At 66.0% G+C, this 20,500-nt stretch carries 10 protein-coding genes; 4 read left to right on the forward strand and 6 right to left on the reverse strand.

Annotated elements, in window-relative coordinates; all coding sequences use genetic code 11:
- Positions 1-23: 23 nt before the first annotated feature.
- Positions 24-2,822, forward strand: a complete 2,799-nt coding sequence (gene ligD / locus VGC77_RS06695; protein WP_331170793.1) for a DNA ligase D — start codon at positions 24-26, stop codon at positions 2,820-2,822.
- A 4-nt stretch (positions 2,823-2,826) separates the two neighbouring features.
- Here ligD and VGC77_RS06700 read toward each other — a convergent pair whose 3' ends face one another.
- Positions 2,827-2,991, reverse strand: a complete 165-nt coding sequence (locus VGC77_RS06700; RefSeq protein WP_331170794.1) for a DUF3309 family protein — start codon at positions 2,989-2,991, stop codon at positions 2,827-2,829.
- A 176-nt stretch (positions 2,992-3,167) separates the two neighbouring features.
- Here VGC77_RS06700 and VGC77_RS06705 point away from each other — a divergent pair, with 176 nt between their 5' ends.
- The gene (locus VGC77_RS06705; protein ID WP_331170795.1) at positions 3,168-3,479 is read left to right on the forward strand and encodes a polyhydroxyalkanoic acid system family protein; all 312 of its coding nucleotides are present in this window, start codon (positions 3,168-3,170) and stop codon (positions 3,477-3,479) included.
- A 221-nt stretch (positions 3,480-3,700) separates the two neighbouring features.
- Here the strand turns inward: VGC77_RS06705 and treY are convergent, their stop codons facing one another.
- The 5 genes from treY to VGC77_RS06730 all read right to left on the reverse strand — a co-directional run bounded on the left by treY (position 3,701) and on the right by VGC77_RS06730 (position 16,364).
- Complete coding sequence (gene treY, locus VGC77_RS06710) at positions 3,701-6,490, reverse strand: malto-oligosyltrehalose synthase (RefSeq protein ID WP_331170796.1); 2,790 nt, start codon at positions 6,488-6,490, stop codon at positions 3,701-3,703.
- Positions 6,491-6,872: 382 nt separating this feature from the next.
- Positions 6,873-8,951 (reverse strand): glycogen debranching protein GlgX, encoded by a 2,079-nt coding sequence (glgX, locus tag VGC77_RS06715; protein WP_331170797.1) that lies wholly within the window; start codon positions 8,949-8,951, stop codon positions 6,873-6,875.
- A 2-nt stretch (positions 8,952-8,953) separates the two neighbouring features.
- Positions 8,954-11,104 carry a 1,4-alpha-glucan branching protein GlgB gene (glgB, locus tag VGC77_RS06720; RefSeq protein WP_331170798.1) on the reverse strand — a complete coding sequence of 717 codons (2,151 nt, stop codon included), beginning with the start codon at positions 11,102-11,104 and terminating at the stop codon, positions 8,954-8,956.
- Positions 11,101-14,400, reverse strand: coding sequence for a maltose alpha-D-glucosyltransferase (treS, locus tag VGC77_RS06725; protein ID WP_331170799.1), 3,300 nt, complete (start codon positions 14,398-14,400; stop codon positions 11,101-11,103). The genes glgB and treS overlap by 4 nt, the downstream gene beginning before the upstream one ends.
- Positions 14,401-14,411: 11 nt before the next feature.
- The gene (locus VGC77_RS06730; RefSeq protein WP_331170800.1) at positions 14,412-16,364 is read right to left on the reverse strand and encodes an alpha-1,4-glucan--maltose-1-phosphate maltosyltransferase; all 1,953 of its coding nucleotides are present in this window, start codon (positions 16,362-16,364) and stop codon (positions 14,412-14,414) included.
- 200 nt (positions 16,365-16,564) lie between these two features.
- Between VGC77_RS06730 and malQ the strand changes: the two genes are divergently transcribed.
- Both malQ and VGC77_RS06740 read left to right on the forward strand, forming a co-directional pair.
- The gene (gene malQ, locus VGC77_RS06735) at positions 16,565-18,520 is read left to right on the forward strand and encodes a 4-alpha-glucanotransferase (protein ID WP_331170801.1); all 1,956 of its coding nucleotides are present in this window, start codon (positions 16,565-16,567) and stop codon (positions 18,518-18,520) included.
- Between the two features lie 7 nt (positions 18,521-18,527).
- Positions 18,528-20,330, forward strand: coding sequence for a glycoside hydrolase family 15 protein (locus VGC77_RS06740; protein ID WP_331170802.1), 1,803 nt, complete (start codon positions 18,528-18,530; stop codon positions 20,328-20,330).
- Positions 20,331-20,500 lie beyond the last annotated feature (170 nt).

A 20,500-nucleotide genomic window follows, 5' to 3' on the forward strand; every position in this document is an offset into this window, starting at 1 on the left:
GGCTCGTGTAGTGAGGATTTCCCGTGACGCTCGACAACCTCAAGCTCTATCGCAAGAAGCGCGACTTCGAGAAGACCGCGGAGCCGAGCGGAGAGGCCGCGGTGGCGCCGTCGCAGCGCCGCCGCTTCGTAATCCAGAAACACGACGCGACCCGGCTGCATTACGACCTGCGGCTGGAGTTCGACGGCGTGTTCAAGTCGTGGGCGGTGACGCGCGGCCCGTCGCTCGACCCGCATGATAAGCGGCTTGCGGTCGAGGTCGAGGACCATCCGCTCGACTATGGCGACTTCGAAGGCACCATTCCCAAAGGCCAGTATGGCGGCGGCACGGTGCAGCTCTGGGATCGCGGCTATTGGGAGTCCGCGGATCCGGAGCGCGGCTTCAAGAAGGGCGACCTGAAATTCACGCTGCACGGCGAGAAGCTGCACGGCAGTTGGGTGTTGGTGCGGATGCGCCACGACCGCAACGGCGGCAAGCGCACCAACTGGCTCCTGATCAAGCACCGCGACGATGATGCCCGCGAGGGCCATGGCGAGGAGATATTGGCGAAGGACGCCTCGGTGGCGTCGGGCCGCGCGATGGAGGAGATCGCAGCCGGCAAGGGCCGCGCGCCGAAGCCGTTCATGCTGCGTGCGGCGCGCGCCAAGGCCGACGCGGTGTGGGACTCCAATCATGGCCTCGCGGCCGACGCGCGGGCCGAGCGCGAAACGCCGGCGGCGCGGCGCGCAAAGCCCGCGAGGGCGACACCGGCCAAGACGAAAGCGAAAAACACCGCAGAAAAGAAAGCCACACCCGGGAAGTCGGCGGCGGACGGTCCGAAGGAAGCTAAGGCCAAGCCGGCCAAGCGCGCGAAGACGGCGAAACCGAAAGCCGCGGCGATGCCGGATTTCATCCCGCCGCAACTCTGCACCCCGGTCGACCGGCCGCCCGGCGGCGAGGGGTGGGGCCACGAGATCAAGTTCGACGGCTATCGCATGCAGTTGCGTGTCGAGCGCGGCGAGGCGGTGCTGAAGACCCGCAACGGGCTGGACTGGACCGCGAAGTTCGCGGCGATCGCCAAACAGGCCGCGGCCTTGCCGGATTGCATCATCGACACCGAGATCGTGGCGCTCGATGCCGAAGGCGCGCCGGATTTCGCGGCGTTGCAGGCGGCGCTGTCGGATGAGGCGACCGGCAATCTGATCTGCTTTGCGTTCGATCTGTTGTTTGCCGAGGGCGAGGATTTGCGGGCCTTGCCGCTGCATGAGCGCAAGCAGCGCCTGCAAGTGATGCTGGAGGCGATGCGCGGCCGCCGCAAGCAGGGCGTGATCCGCTACGTCGAGCATTTCGAGAGCGGCGGCGATGCGATCCTGCAGTCGGCCTGCAAGATGTCACTCGAAGGCATCGTGTCGAAAAATCTCGACGCGCCGTATCGCTCCGGGCGCAGCGAGAGCTGGACAAAGGCGAAGTGCCGGGCCGGCCATGAGGTGGTGATCGGCGGCTGGAAGAGCAACGCCGGCAAATTCCGTTCGCTGCTGGTCGGCGTGCATCGCGACGATCATCTGGCCTATGTCGGCATCGTCGGCACCGGCTTCGGCCAGGACAAGGTGAAGCGGATCATGCCGGCGCTGAAGGCGAACGCTGCGAAGGAGAATCCGTTCGGCGGCACGACCGCGCCGAAGCAGACCGCGGAGGTGCACTGGTTGAAGCCGGAGCTGGTGGCGGAGATCGAGTTCGCCGGCTTCACCGGGGCCGGCATGGTGCGGCAGGCGGCGTTCAAAGGGCTGCGGCAGGACAAGCCGGCCGAGGAGGTCGCGGCTGAAAGCCCGAAGCGGACCGCGGTTGCCGAGCCGAGCGGCAAGCGTCCCGGCAAAGCCGTCCGCGCGGCGAAGGCGGGCGCGGCAAAACCTGCCGCCGCGGCGAAGCCGGGGCATGCCGCGCAGGTGATGGGCGTCGCCATCTCCAAGCCCGACAAACAGCTTTGGCCCGACGCCGGCGACGGCGAGCCGGTCACCAAGCTCGATCTGGCGCGCTATTTCGAAGCGGTCGGCGGCTGGATGCTGCCGCACATCAAGGGCCGGCCGTGCTCGATCGTGCGCGCCCCGGACGGCATCGCCGGACAGCAGTTTTTCCAGCGCCACGCCATGCCGGGCAGCTCCAGCCTCCTGGAGCTGGTCACGGTGTCCGGCGATCGCAAGCCGTATCTGCAGGTCGACCGCATCGAGGGGCTCGCGGCGGTGGCGCAGATCGGCGGGCTGGAATTGCACGCCTGGAATTGCGCGCCGGACGCCCCCGACGTGCCGGGCCGTTTCGTGTTCGATCTCGATCCGGCGCCCGGCGTCGCGTTCAGCGAGGTGGTGGTCGCGGCGCGCGAGATGCGCGAGCGGCTCAGCGCGTTGGGGCTGGAGAGTTTCTGCAAGACCACCGGCGGCAAGGGACTGCATGTGGTGACGCCGCTTTCAGCCTCCAAACAGCCGATCGATTGGAAACAGGCCAAGGCGTTCGCGCAGGCGGTGTGCCGGCAGATGGCCGACGACAGCCCCGAGCGCTATCTGCTCAACATGTCGAAGAAGCTGCGCGAGGGGAAGATCTTCCTGGACTATCTGCGCAACGACCGGATGGCGACGGCGGTTGCGGTGCTGTCGCCGCGGGCGCGCGACGGCGCCACGGTGTCGATGCCTTTGACGTGGCCGCAGGTGAAAGGCGACCTCGATCCGAAGCGTTTCAATCTGCGTAGCGTGCCCGCGCTGCTGGCGAAATCCAAGGCCTGGGCGGATTACGATCAGGCAGCCGCCCCGCTGAAAGCAGCCATCAAGAAGCTGGCTTCCAGCGGGGCGACGTAATGGCTTAGAGCTTGCCGAGCAGCAGCAGGATCAGCAGAATCACGATGATCAGGCCGAGGCCGCCGCCGCCGTAATAGCCGGTGCCGTAGAACGGGCCGCCGCCGACGCCGCTGAAGCCGCCGAGCAGCGCGATGATCAGGATGATCAGGATGATTGTTCCGATTGACATGATTTTCTCCTCCCGACGGTCCGCACAAATGCCCCGCCGCTACCAGTCGGAAACGTCCGGCCTCCGCGATGGTTCCGCGGATTGAACCCGGCGCACCACCTCCCTTTACCGCGCGCCACTGTTTTTTCTGCGTCGGCGGCCTACATGAGTAGTCACGTCGCAGAAGGGATATCGCTATGTCAGCACCGCTTGTCGTTTCCATTCCGCATCAGCTCGGTCGCGACGAGGCGCGGCGCCGGCTGCAGACCGGCCTGACCCGCGCTGCTACCAACGTCCCGGTTCTCAGGGTCGACGAGGAGCGCTGGGAAGGCGACCGCATGATCTTCCGGGTCCGCGCGCTCGGGCAGGCCGCCGCCGGCAGCGTCGACATCGCCGATGATCACGTGCGGCTCGAGGTGGTGCTGCCGTGGTTGCTGCAGAAATTCGCCGAAGTGGCGCAGGCAGCGATCAAGCAGCGCGGCCACCTGCTGCTGGAGAAGAAGCGCTGAGCGGCGCCGACATTGTCGTCGCTCCCGCAGTCATCGCCCCCAGCCATCACACCAAGTAATCACACCAAGTGATCGTCCCAATGGACGAGTCGGCAAAATTAGGCTTTGGTTAAGCCGATTTTGAAAGCTTCGGAGTGTGCGGAGAAGGGAACCGATCTGCGTGATCGGCACGCCTCCGCCGGGCCGCCCGGCCTTCACTTGATCCCGGGCGGCCGCTTGTTTCAGGCGGTGACGCGTTTGCTGGTGTGTCGCAGCCTGGTCGCGCTCAGCGCGCCTTTGAAGCGCGCGCGGCGCACCGCGACCGGCATCTGCGCGAACAACTCGGAGAGTTGCAGCGGCGCGCCGTCGACCTGGTAGTGCTCGGCGATCACCGTGCCCTCGAACGCATAGGCCGCCGGCCACGCCCGGCCGTCTTTGGTCAGCGGCGCCAGCGCCTTCGCCACCACGACGATGACGGCGTCGCGCTCATGGCGGCGCGCAAAGGCGATCACCCGATCGGCGTGCGGTCCGCTGACCGGCAACGGCTCGTAGCTGCCGTTGAGGAACAGCTCGCGCTGCTCGGCGCGCAGCTTCAAGAGCTGCCGGGTCCAGGCCAATTTGATGCGGCCGTCCTGCCAGTTGGCGGCGAGTTCGGCCCAGTCCGGCTGCTCGATCTGCGCCAGCGCCTTGGCGCGCGCGGCAAAATCCACCGGCCGCCGGTTGTCCGGATCGACCAGCGAGACGTCCCAGAATTCGCTGCCCTGATAGAAATCCGGCACCCCGGGCAGCATCGCCTTCAGCGTCAGCTGGCTCAGCGAATTCAGCGCGCCGATCAGCGCCACGCGCTGCACCAGCGCCTGCATCTGGTCGATGAAGTCTTTCGCCAGCGCGGGGTCGAGGATCCGCGCCAGGAAGGCGTTGAGGCCGTATTCGTAGTCCTGGTTGGGGTTGAGCCAGCTGGTTTCCTGCTTGCCCTCGCGCGCGGCCTTCAGCGCATAGGCCTGCATGCGGTCGAGAAAGGCCGGATCGCCGTCGAGCGGCCAGGCGCCGACCAGCGCCTGATACAGCGCATATTCGAACGCCGCCGAGGGCGTGCGGGCGTCGCCCTTGATGATCAGATGCGGCGCGTTCAGCAGCTTCCATTTCGCCACCAGCGCCGACCATTCGCCGGGGATCTCGGCCAGCGCCAATAGCCTCGCGCGGGCGTCCTCGCCGCGCTTGGTGTCATGGGTGGCGGTGGCGGTCATGCCGTGCGGCCAGTCGATCGCGCGCTTGCGCATGGTCTCGTGGAAGCCGTCGATCGACAGCGCCTTGGCCGACGGATCGCCGCCGACCTCGTTCAGCGCCAACAGCCGGTGATAGCGATAGAACGCGGTGTCCTCCAGCGACTTCGCCATGGTCGGGCCGGTGAATTGCTGCAGCTTTAGCGCAAAGCGCCGCACCCGCGGCTTGGAATGCGCGGCGCGGCCGGGCTTGATCAAATCGAGCGTCAGCACGTCGCGCAGAAAATCGAAAATGCCTTCGTCGGCATTGAACCAATCGGCTCTGGCCTTTTCGATGGTCTGCGCGATCAGTTCGCGATCGAGTGCGGTGGGGCCGGCTGCCGTCAAGTAAGTGCGATAGACCGGGAAGTGCAGCACATAGAGTTCGAGCACCTGCCGCAGATTGTCGGCGGAGAAATCCCGCGTCGAATAGTGCCCGCCGGCGATCCGCGCCAACAGCCGCGACAGCACGGTGAATTCGCTGAGCAGCAGGGTTTCCAGCACCCGGCGCTTGGCCGCTTTCAGCACCGGCGCGAATTTCGGCGGGGTGTTGCTGACCTGGCGCCAGACCTCGTCGAGCGCGGAAAGCCCGGAGCCTGCGACCAGCAGCTGGGTGATCACGTTCATCCATTCATAGCCGGTGGTGCCGTGCACCCCGGTGAAGCGGCGCAGGCTCTCGTCCTCTCCGAGAATCTTTTCGATCACCATGTAGAACGGCGTGGCGGCGTCGCCCCGCGCCTCGCGGAGCAGCCGGCGCAGCCGCTGGAAATATTGCGCGGGATCGCGCAGTCCGTCGATATGATCGAGCCGCAGACCCTGCAGCTTGTCCTCGGCGATCAGTTTGCGCACCAATAGATGGATAGCCTCGAAAGTGCCGGCGTCCTCGACCCGCAACCCGGCCAGGCTGTTGACGTCGAAGAACCGCCGGTAGTTGATTTCGCTCGACGCCAATCGCCAGTGCCCGAGCTTGTAGTGCTGGCGCTCCAGCAACAGATGCAGCATCTGGGTCTGCGCCGGGCGATCCTTGCCGGCGCGGTAGGCATCGAGCCCGCGCGCGATGATCGCTGCACTGCCCGGGATACGTCGCAACGCCTCCTTGAACGCCGGCGCCGCGGCGCGGTCCGGTTGCCGCGGCCCCTGATAGCGCTGCGCCAGTTCGAGCATGGCGCGGCCGCCGGGCTGCTGCTCGGCCGCGGCCGCCTTCACCACGTTGCGCAGCACCTCGCTGTAGCGCTCCGGCGCGATCGGCAGGCGATGTTCGAAGTACCAGGCCGACAGGCTGCCGCTGTCGGCGTCGTAGCGCAGCTCGATCTCGCCGCGCTCCAGCGCCTCGCCATAGGATGAGCCGATGATCGGCAGCAGCACGCCGCCGCGCGGTCGATGCGGCAGGATGTCCCAATCGATGTCGAACGAGGCTGCGTGCGGCGACGTCGGCCCCCATTCGAGCACGTCGAGCCACCACGGATTGTCGGCGTAATGCACCCCGACATGGTTGGGCACGAAATCCAGGATCAGGCCGAGGTCGTGCTGTTTCAGCGAAGCCGACAGCCGCTCGAACGCTTCCTCGCCGCCGAGTTCGGGGTTGAGCTTGGTGTGGTCGACGATGTCGTAGCCGTGGCTGGAGCCCTTGCGCGCCTTCATGAAGGGCGAGGCATAGAGGTGGCTGATGCCGAGCGACTTCAGATAGGGGACGATGGCGGCGGCGGCATCGAAGCCGAATTCGGCGGTCAGTTGCACACGATAGGTCGCGGTCGGAATGGCAGGCGGCATGGGTCTCTTCGCAGCGGCAGGTTACCGCCGACGGCGGATCACCCGATGCAAAGCGCGACCCGGAGTTTGGTTCCCGTGGCGCGGGCTGCTGGCACAGCTTCACCTCTCCCCGCGTGCGGGGAGAGGTCGACCCGGCGGAGCGCAGCGAAGCCGGGTCGGGTGAGGGGGCGTCTCAGCATAACGCGGCGCCCCCTCACCCGGCGCGACAAGCTTCGCTTGTTGCGCCACCCTCTCCCCGCAAGCGGGGCGAGGGGCCGATGACGCACCGCGCCGATCAACGTCAACGTGGGGATTAGCAGCAATCGTTTCATGCCCGCGAGGCGGCCCAATGCAATGACGATTTGAAGCCAGACGGCGCGTGAGGGCGTCGTCGATCAGTCGCTCACGCCACCGAGCCGGCGAACGCCAGCACCGAACGCGGCGGCGCGATGCTCTCGCCGCCGGCCGGCCACGGATCGATCACCGGGCGCTCATCGGTGGTGTTGAGCACCTGCCGCCAGACTTTCCACTCCGGGGTTTTCGGAAATTTGAAGCCGATCGCCGCGGGCGCCGAATTCAGCACGATGAACAGCGGGGCAAAGCCCTGCTCGGCGGGGCTAAGCATGTAGGCGACAAACCGGCCGTCCGGAAACGCCCAGTCCTGCTGGGTCATCTCGTCCGCCGTAGGGGTCAGCCACAACACGCCGTAAGAGCCGTCGGCGCGCCGGCCGTCGAGCCACTGATTGCAGCGGAGCTGCGGAAAATTCTTGCGCAGCGTGGTCAGCCGGCCGACGAAGTCGCTGAGGTCGTCGCCGGGCTGGCCCAGCCCCTCCCAATTGACCCAGCCGATATCGTTGTCCTGGCAATAGGCGTTGTTGTTGCCGTTCTGGCTGTTGCCGACTTCGTCGCCGGCGAGCAGCAGCGGCACGCCCTGCGCCAGCATCAGGCACGCCAATTGGTTCTTGCGCAGCTGTAGCCGCAGCGCCCGGATCACGGGGTCCGGGCTCGGGCCTTCATGGCCGCAATTGTTGCTGAGGTTGTCGTTGGAGCCGTCGCGATTGTCCTCGCCATTGGCCTTGTTGTGCTTGACGCTGTAGCTGTAGAGGTCGGCGAGGGTGAAGCCGTCATGCACCGTGACGTGGTTGATGCTGGCGCGCGGCTTGCGGCCGTCATGGTTGAACACGTCGGAGGAGCCGGTCATGCGGCGCGAGACTTCGCCGGTCAGACTGCCTTCGCCGCCCCAGTAGCGCCGCATCGCGCTGCGGTAGCGGTCATTCCATTCCGACCATTGCGAGGGAAACGCGCCGACCTGGTAGCCGCCCATGCCGAGGTCCCAGGGCTCGGCGATCATCTTCACGGAGGCCAGCACCGGGTCCTGGCGGATCGCGGTGAAGAAGCCGGCATTGCGATCGTAGCCGCGCGGCCCGCGCGCCAGCGTGGTCGCCAGATCGAAGCGGAAACCGTCGACGTGGCAGGTCTCGACCCAGTAGCGCAAGCTATCCATCACCATCTGCAACACCCGCGGGTGGGTGAGGTTGACCGAGCTGCCGCAGCCGGTGAAGTCGTCGTAGAACCGCGGATTGTCCGGCTTCAGCCAGTAATACGAGGCGTTGTCGATGCCGCGGAACGACAGCGTCGGGCCGAGATGATTGCCTTCGGCGGTGTGGTTGTAGACCACGTCGAGGATGACCTCGATGCCGGCGTCGTGCAGCCGCGCCACCGTGGTGCGAAACGCGTCGAGCGGGTGGTCCTGGGTGTAGCGCTGCTCCGCCGAGAAGAACGACAGCGTGTTGTAGCCCCAGTAATTCGCCAGCTTCTTCTCGACCAGGGTGCGGTCGTCGACCAGGCTGTGGATCGGCAACAGCTCGATGGTGGTGACGCCGAGCCGCTTGAAATGCTCGATCATCGGCGGCGAGGACAGCGCGCTGTAGCTGCCGCGCAGGTGCGGCGGCACGTCGGGATGGGTCTGCGTCAGCCCCTTGACGTGGGCCTCGTAGATGATGGTGTCTTCCCAGCGGATCTGCGGCCGGCTGTCGTGGCGGCCGAGATGAAAGGTCTCGTCGATCACCACCGCCTTCGGCATGCCGCGGGCGTTGTCGCGGCGATCGAACGACAGATCCTCGCGCGGGCTGCCGGGGCGATAGGCGAAATGCGCGTCGCTCCACACCAGCCGTCCGAACTGCCGCTTGGCGTAAGGGTCGAGCAGCAATTTGTGGGAGTTGAAGCGGTGGCCGCGCTCCGGCTCGTAGGGTCCGTGCACCCGATAGCCGTAGAGCTGGCCCGGCGAAACGTCGTTGAGATAGCCGTGCCAGACGTCCTCGGTCTTCTCCGGCAGCGCGATGCGCTCCAGCTCGCGCCGGCCCTGGCTGTCGAACAGGCACAGCTCGACCTTTTCGGCATGCGCCGAGAACAATGCGAAGTTGGTACCTCGGCCGTCCCAGCTGGCGCCGAGACGGAAGGGAACGCCGGCCGACAACCGCATCGTCAATCTTCCGGGGTGAGAAAGATGACGCCGAGCGGCGGCAACGACAGGCTGAGTTCGGGGACCAGCTGATCCAGCGTCTGCACCTCGCCGGTGTTTCCGACGTTGCTGCCGCCGTAATGCGCGGAGTCGGAATTCAGCACCTCGCGCCATTTGCCCGGGAACGGCACCCGGACCCGATAGTCGCGATAGACGTTGGGCGAGAAGTTCGCCACCACCAGGCAGCGCGCGCGCGGCTCATTGCCTTTGCGGATCCAGGCGAACACGTTGCGGTCGGCGTCGTCGGTGACGATCCATTCGAAGCCGTAGCCGTCGCAGTCGAGCTGATGCAGCGCGGGCAAGCGGCGATACAGCGCGTTGAGGTCGCGGATCAGCGCCTGGATGCCCTGGTGGCTCGGCTGCTCAAGCAGATGCCAGTCCAGCGAGCGGTCGTGATTCCACTCGCGCTCCTGGGCGAATTCGCAGCCCATGAACATCAGCTTCTTGCCGGGATGCGCGAACATGAAGGCGTAATAGGCGCGCAGATTGGCGAAGCGCTGCCAGGCATCGCCCGGCATCCGGCCGAGCAGCGAGCGTTTGCCGTGCACCACCTCGTCATGCGACAGCGGCAGAATGAAATTCTCCGAGAAGGCGTATTGCAGGCCGAACAGAATCTCGCCGTGGTGATGCCTGCGGTAGATCGGATCCTTGCTGATGTAGTCCAGCGTGTCGTGCATCCAGCCCATGTTCCACTTGTAGCCGAAGCCGAGCCCGCCATATTCGACCGGCCGCGACACCTGCGGCCAGGCGGTGGATTCCTCCGCCGCGGTGGTGGCGTTGGGGAATTTCGCATAGACCTCGGTGTTGAAGCGGCGCAGGAAGTCGATCGCCTCGAGGTTTTCGCGGCCGCCATATTTGTTCGGGATCCAGCCGCCGGCCGGCCGCGAATAGTCGAGATACAGCATCGAGGCCACCGCATCGACCCGCAGCCCGTCGACCGCGTAGCGCTCCAGCCAGAACAGCGCGTTGGAGACCAGCAGGTTGACCACTTCGGTGCGGCCGTAATTGTAGATCAGCGTGCCCCAATCCATGTGCCGGCCCTGCAACGGGTTGGCATGTTCATAGAGCGCGGTGCCGTCGAAATTGGCCAGCCCATGCGGATCGTCGGGGAAATGCCCGGGCACCCAGTCGAGTAGCACGCCGATGTTCTCGCGATGGCAGGCGTCGACCAGCGCGACGAAATCCTCCGGGGTGCCGAACCGGCTGGTCGGCGCGAACAGCCCGGTCGGCTGATAGCCCCAGGAGCCGTCGAACGGATGCTCGTTGACCGGCAGGAATTCGACATGGGTGAAGCCGAGGTCGCGGACATAGGCCGGCAGCAGTTCGGCGAGCTCGCGATAGCTCAGCCACTGATTGTCGTCCTTGCGCCGCCAGGAGCCCAGATGCACCTCGTAGATCGACATCGGCGCGCCGAGCGCGTTGATGTTGGCGGGCGCCGGCCGCGGATGCGACAGCCGCGCCGGATCGACCACGATCGAGGCGGTCGCCGGGCGCAGCTCGGCGGCGAATGCCAGCGGATCGGATTTCAGCGGCAGTTGCTGGCCGTGCGGGCCGATAATGTCGAATTTGTAGTGGTCGCCGGCGAGCGCCCGCGGCACGAACAGCTCCCAATAGCCAGAGCCGCGCACCCGCATCGGATGCCGGCGCGGATTCCAGAAATTGAAGTCGCCGACCACGCTGACGCGCTCGGCGTTCGGCGCCAGCACCACGAAGCCGATGCCGTCGACGCCGTCCAGCGTCAGCGGGTGGGCGCCGAGCTTGTCGTACAGCCGCTGATGGGTGCCTTCGCCGAGCAGATAGAGGTCGAAGTCGGTCAGGATCGGCGGAAATCGGTAAGGATCGTCGAGATCGACCGTGGTCTCGCCGAACCGCGCCCGCAGCTGGTAGCGATTCGAGCCGTTCGGCAACTGGCCGACGAACAGGCCTGCGTCGTGCACCCGCTCCAACGCCGCTGTGCCGCCATGTTCGTCGACCGCGTCGACCATCGAGGCCTCCGGCAGGAACGCCCGCACCACGGTGCGGTCATTCTCCTGGTGGGGCCCGAGATAGCGAAACGGGTCGGCGTGGCGGCCTTCCACAATCGCGTATGCCTCGTCGGGCAGATTCGCAATCATGTGACCTCCTGGGAACGCTGGGACAAGATCCGAATGACACCGGCGAGCGGGACGCGGAGCCAATCGGGACGATGGGCGAGTTCGTATTCGATTTCGTAGAACGCTTTTTCTAGCAGGAAGAAATCGAGAATCCCACCGGCGGCTTCGGGATTGCCAGGCCACAACCGGGGATCGGTCATCGCCTCGCGATAGGCGCCGAGAAACGCCGCCGTCGATCGGTTACGCCATGCTTCGAGCGCGGAGGCAAGTTTGCCCTGCTCGTCGGGGGCGTTTTTCAGCGCGCGATCCAACGCCGCGGTGGCGGAATAGTCAATCGAACGGATCAATCCGGCGACGTCGCGCGCCGGCGGCGCCTTGCGGCGGCGTTCGGCCTGGGTGCGGCGCGGCTCGCCTTCGAAGTCGATAATGAAAACGTCATCCTTGACGATCAGCATCTGGCCGAGATGGAAATCGCCGTGGTGACGGATGTTGAGCCCGCCGCCGTCCTCGTGCAGCAGGCCGTGCAGCCGGCCGCGGATGGTGTCGCGCAGCGCCGCCAATTCGTCGACCAGCCGGCGGTCGGGCTCCTTGAGCTGCTCGCGGCGGCGCTTCAGATCGTCGATCACCCGTTCGGCATAGGAGGTGACGCTGTCGACCCAGCCCCGGATTTGTTCGGCGGTGATCGGGTCGGGGGCGAAATCCGCCACCTCGGGGTGCGCGGCCAGCGCGACGTGCATCTCGGCGACGCGTTTGCCGGTCTGCGACATGTAGCGCAGATACGGCACCTGTTCGTCGCTCTCGCCGGGGTGTTCGGCGGTCGGCAGCAGCCGCTGCTCGTCGACGAAGCGGTCGAGATAGGCCTGGGTCACGGTCCAGCCGTCGCCGCGGTTGCCGACGAAGGCGTGCACCACCGCCACCGCGCTGCTGGTGTCGCCCTCGATCAGCTCGACGCTGCCCATCAGCGCCGGGGTCTTGGCGAAGCCCGCGACCTCGGTCAGGAAGCGGCCCATCTCGATCTCGGGATTGATGCCGCTGTCCAGCCGGCGATACAATTTCACTACGTAATCGCCGTCGACCAGCGTGGTGCTGTTGGACTGCTCGGTTTCCACCGCGCGAATATTCTGGAACGGCTTTTCCGGCTTCTCGGCAAGCCGCGCGGTCGGCCGGAAACTCAGCTTGACGCCTTGCTCCTCGACGGTGAGCGCGTCGCGCAGATTCTTTAACAGCAGCGTAATGAAGCCGGGATCGGAGGCGACGTCGAGCAGGGTGCCTTCGCGGGCGCCCTGACGCACCGCGGCGAACGCCCGCGGGTTGAAGCGTTCGCGATCGAACCGCACCCAGGCGATCTGCATCGGCAGCACGTAGCGCGAGGTCACGCCGCGCTGGGTGGCTTCGAAAAACGCCAGCCACGGCCGGTTCTCGCCGTCGTTGCAGAACGGGATTGCCGAGGTCAGGCGGGGATGGATCGCGCGCGGCGAGTGCTCCGGATACCAGCGGGTGCGCGCCAGATGCGCCGGCAGCACGTCGCGCTCGAACACCCCGCGGGTGCGGCCGAGCGTCATCCAGGACGAGCCGAGCGGCACCACCAGGGTCTCGAATTCCGGCACCATGGTGGTCGCCGGGTGCTGCGAGGCATCGCGCTCGCACAGCCGGAACCAGTAGAAGCCGTAGGGCGCCAGCGTGATCATGTAAGGCAGTTCGCCGATCGCCGGAAACCGGGTGCGCCCCAGCATTTCCTGCGGGATACGCTCCTTCCACGCCGACAGGTCGAGCTCGGTGGCCTGCGCCGAGCGCGACAGATTGGCGACGCATAGAATCACCTCGCCGTCATATTGCCGGATATAGGCCAGCACCGCGCGATTGGCCGGCCGCACGAAAATCATGCTGCCGCGGCCGAAGGCGAGCGTCGACTTGCGCACCGCGATCAGCCGCTTGGTGGCGCTGAGCAGCGACGACAGGCTGCGCGACTGCGCCTCGACATTGACCGCCTCGTAGCCGTACACCGGGTCCATGATGGTCGGCGCATAGAGCCGCGCCGGGTCGGCGCGGGAGAAGCCGCCATTGCGGTCCGGGGTCCATTGCATCGGGGTGCGCACGCCGTTGCGGTCCCCGAGATAGATGTTGTCGCCCATCCCGATCTCGTCGCCGTAATAGATGATCGGCGTGCCGGGAAACGACAGCAGCAGCGAGTTCATCAGCTCGATCTTGCGGCGGTCGTTGTCCATCAACGGCGCAAGCCGCCGCCTTATCCCGACATTGATCCGCGCCCGCGGGTCGTTGGCATAGGTCGACCACAGATAGTCGCGCTCGACGTCGGTGACCATTTCCAGCGTCAACTCGTCGTGGTTGCGCAAGAACATCGCCCATTGGCAATTCGCCGGAATGTCCGGGGTCTGCCGCAGGATGTCGGTGATCGGAAAACGGTCCTCCTGCGCGAGCGCCATGTAGATTCTGGGCATCAGCGGGAAGTGATAGGCCATGTGGCATTCGTCGCCGGCGCCGAAATATTGCTGGACGTCCTCCGGCCACTGGTTGGCCTCGGCGAGCAGCACCTTGCCCTTGGCGTAGGCGTCGAGTTCGGCGCGCAGCTTCTTGATGACGGCGTGGGTCTCCGGCAGGTTCTCGTTGTTGGTGCCGTCGCGCTCGCACAGATAGGGAATGGCGTCGAGCCGGAAGCCGTCGACGCCGGTTTCGAGCCAGCGCTTCATCACCTGGATCACCGCGGACACCACGCGCGGATTGTCGAAGTTCAGGTCCGGCTGGTGCGAGAAGAAGCGGTGCCAGTAATACGCCTTAGCTTCGGCGTCCCACGACCAGTTCGACTTCTCGGTGTCGGTGAAGATGATGCGGGTGCCGGCATATTTCTGGTCGGTGTCGCTCCAGACATACCAGTCGCGGGCGCTTGATCCCTTGGGGCTGCGGCGGGCGCGCTTGAACCAGTCGTGCTGGTCCGAGGTGTGGTTGATGACGAGTTCGGTGATGACGCGCAGGCCGCGGCGCTTGGCCTCGAAGATGAAGCGGCGGAAATCCTTCATGGTGCCATAGTCGGGGCTGACCGCGCCGTAATCGGCGATGTCGTAGCCGTCGTCGCGGCCCGGCGAGGGATAGAACGGCATCAGCCACAGCGCGGTGACGCCGAGCTCCTGCAGATAATCCAGCTTTTCGGTGAGGCCGGCGAAATCGCCGATGCCGTCATTGTTGCTGTCGGCGAACGCCTTGACGTGCAACTGATAGATGATGGCGTCTTTGTACCACAGATCGTCGGTCTCGACGGAGGTCTGCGAGCCTTCCGGCTCGATCGAGGGCATGATATTCATGGGCAAGCCCTTCAGGCTAGGCAGCGAAACAGCAAGGCGGGGTCACGGCTGGGGTCGATCCGCAGGCGGACGCCACCCCATTGCACCGGCACGCGTTCGCCGGTGATCAGGTTCTCCAGCGCCGCGACCGGGCTCAGACCATGGCTGGTCTGGATCTGGGTGTCGCCGAACGGAAACCAGACCTCGTGAAAATCCCGCGACAGCGCGATTGCCACCGCCACGGTGTTGGAGCGATCGACCGACTGCTTGACGAAGCCAATCACGTTGGGGTCCTCGATGAAGACGAAGCGCAGATTGCTGGTCTGCAGCAGCGCGGCGTTGGCGCGCCGCGCCCGGTTGATGTCGCGGATATAGGGCTTGAGATTGCCGGGCTGATCCCAGTCGCGAACCTTGATCTCGTATTTCTCGGAATTGAGATATTCCTCCTTGCCGGGAATCGGCTCGTGTTCGAGCAGCTCGAAGCCGTTGTAGATGCCATAGGTGCCGGACAGCGTCGCCGCCAGCGCCAGCCGCGACTTGAACATCCAAGGTTCGCCGCTCTGCAGGTGATAGGGCAGGATGTCCGGGGTGTTGACGAAGAAATTCGGCCGATAATAGTCGCGCACCGGGTAGGACGTCAGCTCGGTGAGGTACTGCTCCAGCTCCCATTTCTGGGTGCGCCAGGTGAAGTAGGTGTAGGACTGGGTGAAGCCGAGCTTGGCCAGCCCCTTCATCACCTTGGGCCGGGTGAAGGCTTCGGCCAGGAAGATCGCATCGGGGTGCTGCAATTGCACCTCGTGGATCAGCCATTCCCAGAACGCGAACGGCTTGGTGTGCGGATTGTCGACGCGGAAGATCTTGACGCCGTGCTCGGCCCAGAACAGCACCACGTCGCGCAGCGCGTTCCACAGCGAGCCGGCGTCCTCGCAGGTGAAATCCGGATTGACGATATCCTCGTACTTCTTCGGCGGATTTTCGGCGTAGCGCATGGTGCCGTCGGGCCGCCGCCTGAACCAGTCGGGATGCTGGGTCAACCAGGGATGGTCCGGCGAACATTGCACGGCGATGTCGAGCGCGACCTCGATCCCGACCAGCTTGCAGGCGGCGAGGAAGGCGCGGAAATCCGAAAGCGTGCCCAATTCCGGATGGATCGCGTCGTGGCCGCCCTCGGCGCCGCCGATCGCATAGGGGCTGCCGGGATCGCCGGGCTCGGCGGTCAGCGCGTTGTTGCGGCCCTTGCGGTTGGTGCGGCCGATCGGGTGGATCGGCGTGAAATAGATCACGTCGAACCCCATCGCGGCGATGTCGGGCAGCCGGTTGATGCAGTCGCGGAAGGTGCCGTGCTGGCCGGGCGTGGTGCCCTGGCTGCGCGGCACCATCTCGTACCAGGCGCCGGAGCGCGCCCGCGGCCGGTCGACCACCAGCGGCAGCAGCGCCGAGCGCGTCAGATCCGGCCGCGCCTGGCTGTCGGCCATCGCCTCGCGCAGCTCCGGGGCCAGCAGCGGCTCCGGCTCCCCGGTCTCCAGATAGCTCTGGCAATGCCGCTGAATGGTCGCGGCGCGTTCGCCGCTGGCCCGCGCCTTGGTCAGCATCGCGGCGCCTTCCAGCGCGTCCAGCGTGACGTCCTGGCCGGCTTGCAGCTTCAGCTCGAAGCCATGCCGCCAGGTGGCGAATTCGTCGGTCCAGGCCTCGATCGCATAGACGTAGCGCCCCACTTGATCCGGCACGAAGCTGCCGCCCCAGCGATCGTTGACGTCGTAGGTGAGCGGCGCGCGCTGCCAGTCCTGATCCTGCTCGCGGCGCCAGACCACGGCGGCGGCGATCACCTCATGGCCGTCGCGAAACACGTCGGCCCAGATCGCGATCGGCTCGCCGACGATACGTTTCACCGCATAGCGGCCGGCGTCGACAATCGGATAGATCTCTTCGATATGAAAAGCCCCGCCGGCTGCGGCGCTTTGGATGCTCTGCGCGGTTTTGTTCACGGTGATGCCAATATCTAGGAAACTAGGATAACCATCCCAATCAAGAATAGGAGAACGGGCGGTCAGGTCCTATACAAAGTCTCTATGACGGGCATAGTTCCCGGAACCCACTCTACGCATCCGCGTTAGGGACGACTATCCTGTTCTTGAATTTGACGGATTCGCGACGCTCCCCGCGTTGCGTGCAGACAGCGTGCCGAATGGATCTTTTCACTCAAGCGACCGAACTCGGCATCCAGACCGAATTCTATGACGGGCAGGGACACCGACGCGTCACCGACGCCGCGGCGCTGCAGGTCATTCTCGATGCCATGCCGGTGCAATTGCGCCGGCGCTGGCTGCAGGGGCCGGTGGTGATCCGGCGCGGCGAAGCGGCGCGGACCGAGTTGTGCGAAGCGGTGGCGCTGCCGCTGCGCTGGACCATCGGCAGCAGCGACGGCATCATCGCCCAGGGGGAGTCCGGCGACCGCACGCTGCATTGGCCGGCCGATCTGCCGATCGGCTGCTACCGGCTGCATCTCACCGATGCGACGCAGAGCCATGACGAGGCGCCGCTGATCGTGGCGCCGCCTACCGCCTATAGCGGCAGCTTCGATCGTTGCTGGATTCTGGCGGTGCAGCTCTATGGCGTGCGCTCCGCCCGCAACTGGGGCATGGGCGATTTCACCGATCTGGAGCGGCTGATCGATCTTGCCGCCTCGCTCGGCGCCGGCGGCGTCGGGCTCAATCCGCTGCACGCGCTGTTCGACGACCGGCCGTCGGATTGCAGTCCGTATTCGCCGAACAGCCGGCAGTTTCTCAACGCGCTGTATATCGACGTCGAGCAATTGCCGGAGTTTTCCCGCGAGCGGTTCGCCGACGTCGAGGACACCCTCGCCGAACTGGCGCGAGCCGAGACCATCAGCTACGCCACGGTCGCGGGCCTGAAATGGCGGGCGCTGCGCCAGGCCTATGACAGCTTTTGCGCCGATCCGCGCCCCGACCGCGCCGCCGGCTTCGCCGCGTTCCGCGAGGAGCGCGGGGCCTTGCTGCTGCGCTTTGCCTGTTTCGAAGTGTTGCGGCATAAATTCCACACGCCGTGGTGGGACTGGCCGGCGGAGTGGCGGCAGCCCGACGACGCGCAATGCGAAAAGCTGCGCGACGGCGAGGACGGCGGCGAGATCGGCTTCATCGAATTCGTGCAATGGTGCGCCGACGAGCAGCTGCGCGGCTGCCGCGACAGCGCCAAGCGGCGCGGCATGAGCATCGGGCTCTATCTCGACGTCGCGGTGGGCGTGCAGAGCGACGGCTTCGATGCCTGGAATGAGCGGGTGGCGATCTCCCGGCAACTCGGGGTCGGCGCGCCGCCCGACCCGCTGAACACCGCCGGGCAGGACTGGGGGCTTGCCGGCTTCAACGCCGCCGGGCTCGAGGCGCGATCGTTCGAGCCGTATCGCGCCATGCTGCGAGCCTCGATGCGCTACGCCGGCGCGATAAGGCTCGATCACGTGCTGGGCTTAAAGCGGCTTTATCTGGTGCCGCACGGCTTTCGCGCCGACAACGGCGCCTATGTGCAGATGCCGTTCGAGGCGCTGCTCGCGATCACCGCGCTGGAGAGCTGCGCGCATCATTGCGTGGTGATCGGCGAGGACCTCGGTACCGTGCCGGACGGCTTCCGCGACCGTCTGGCGGCGTGGGGCATCTGGTCGTACCGGGTGATGATCTTCGAGCGCGACGGCAACGGCGCGTTCCGCGGCCCCGACGCCTATCCGGCGAACGCGCTGGTGACTTTCAATACCCATGATCTGGCCACCTTCGCCGGCTGGCGCAGCTTCGCCGATCTGCAGTTCAAGCGTTCGATCGGCATCGACCCCGGCGAATCCGACGACGCCCGCTGGCATGCGCTCGGCATGCTCGGCGACATGCTGCGGCATCAGGCGATCGAGCGCGACGATTTCTACGCGGTCACCAAATTTCTCACCCGGACCCATTCGCGGCTGCTGGCGATCTCGCTGGAGGACTTGCTGAAGGTCACCGATCAGCCGAATATTCCGGGTACCGTCGATCAGCATCCGAACTGGCGCCGCCGCCTGCCGGTGCCGCTGGAAGATATCGTGGCGGCGATCGATCAGCCGGCGTTGCAGGACGCCACCGCCGGACGCGGCCAACAACGGTGATTGCCACTTGCCAGGACATATCGAAGATTACGGCCTGATCGGCGATTGCGAGACCGCCGCACTGGTCGGCCGCGACGGCTCGATCGACTGGCTGTGCTGGCCGTCGTTCGATTCCGAGGCCTGCTTTGCCGCACTGCTCGGCGACAACAGGCACGGCCGCTGGCAGATCGCGCCTGTCGACGAGATCACCGGCTGCTCGCGGCGCTACCGCGGCGACACGCTGATCCTGGAAACCCGGCTCGAGACCGCGAGCGGCACGGTCACGCTGATCGACTTCATGCCGCCGCGCGGATCCGCGTCCGACGTGGTGCGGCTGGTGCGCGGCGAGCAGGGCCGGGTGAAGCTGCGCATGGAGCTGGTGATCCGCTTCGGCTTCGGCGTCAACATTCCCTGGGTGAAGCGCACCGACGGCGGCGCGCTCCTGGCGATCTGCGGCCCCGACATGACGGTGCTGCGCACCCCGGTCGCGACCCGCGGCGAGGACATGACCACGGTGGCGGAGTTCGAGGTCTCAGCCGGCGACAGCGTGCCGTTCGTGCTGACCTATGCGCCCTCGCATCTGCCGGTGCCGGAGCCGATCGACGCCGCGCAGGCGCTCGCCGACACCGAGCAGTTCTGGGCGGAATGGTCGGGCCGCTGCACCTATCACGGCGGCTATCGCGACCAGGTGATGCGCTCCTTGATCACGCTGAAGGCTTTGACCTTCGCGCCGAGCGGCGGCATCGTCGCGGCGCCGACCACCTCGCTGCCGGAGAAACTCAGCGGCGCGCGCAATTGGGACTATCGCTATTGCTGGCTGCGCGACGCCACCTTCACGCTCTTGGCGCTGATGAATTCCGGCTACACCGAGGAAGCCTCGGCCTGGCACAATTGGCTGTTGCGCGCGGTGGCGGGCTCGCCGGCCAATCTGCAGATCATGTACGGCATCATGGGGCAGCGCCGGCTGTTGGAATGGCAGGCTGACTGGCTGCCGGGTTATGAGGGCGCGCAGCCGGTGCGGATCGGCAACGCCGCGCACGCGCAATTGCAGCTCGACGTCTATGGCGAACTGATCGACGTGTTTCATCAGTGGCGGATGGCCGACCTGATGTTGGACGGCGAATCCTGGGCGATCGAATGCGCCGTGCTCGATCATCTCGCCGGAATCTGGAATCAGCCGGACAGCGGCATTTGGGAGCGCCGCGGCGACGGCCGGCACTACGTCTCCTCCAAGGTGATGACCTGGGTGGCGTTCGATCGCGGCATCAAGAGCGCGCTGCGCTTCGGCCTCGACGCGCCGCTGGAAAAATGGCGGTCGCTGCGCGACGAGATCCATCGGGACGTCTGCGCCAACGGCTTCGACAAGGAGCAGAACTGCTTTGTGGAATCTTACGGCGCCAAGGTGCTCGACGCCTCGATCCTGCTGTTGCCGTCGGTCGGCTTCCTGCCGGCGTCGGACCCGCGGGTGCAAGGCACGCTGGCCGCGATCGAGCGGCATCTGATGCGCGACGGCTTCGTGCTGCGCCACGATCCGCGCGAAATAACCGACGAACAGCAGCCGATCGAAGGCGCGTTCCTGGCCTGCAGCCTGTGGCTCGCCGACGCCTATGTGCTGGCCGGCGAAATCGACAAGGCCAGCGCGCTGTTCGACCGCGTCGCCTCCGTCGCCAACGACATCGGCCTGTTGGCGGAAGAATATGATTCCGAGGCAAAGCGGCAGACCGGCAATTTCCCGCAGGCCTTGACCCATATCGCGCTGATCAACACCGCGCAGAATCTGTGCACCGCGCAGCAGCCCAAGGACAAGGCGGTGACGCAGCGGGCGAAGTGACACCCGCTCGCTCCGCCTCATCCGCGGTCCGTCATCCTTGTAACTTAAATTCTGCTGGGCGAGGCGGTAGGCTGTCTCGCGCGGTGGCGGACGAGAGACCGGGTCATCCGAGGGCTTTGAAGCCCGAACCTCAGCTTGGGCCTTCGTCCGTCGTTCCATCGAACCCGAAC

The sequence above is a fragment of the Rhodopseudomonas sp. genome, assembly GCF_036404135.1.
Lineage (GTDB): Bacteria > Pseudomonadota > Alphaproteobacteria > Rhizobiales > Xanthobacteraceae > Rhodopseudomonas_A.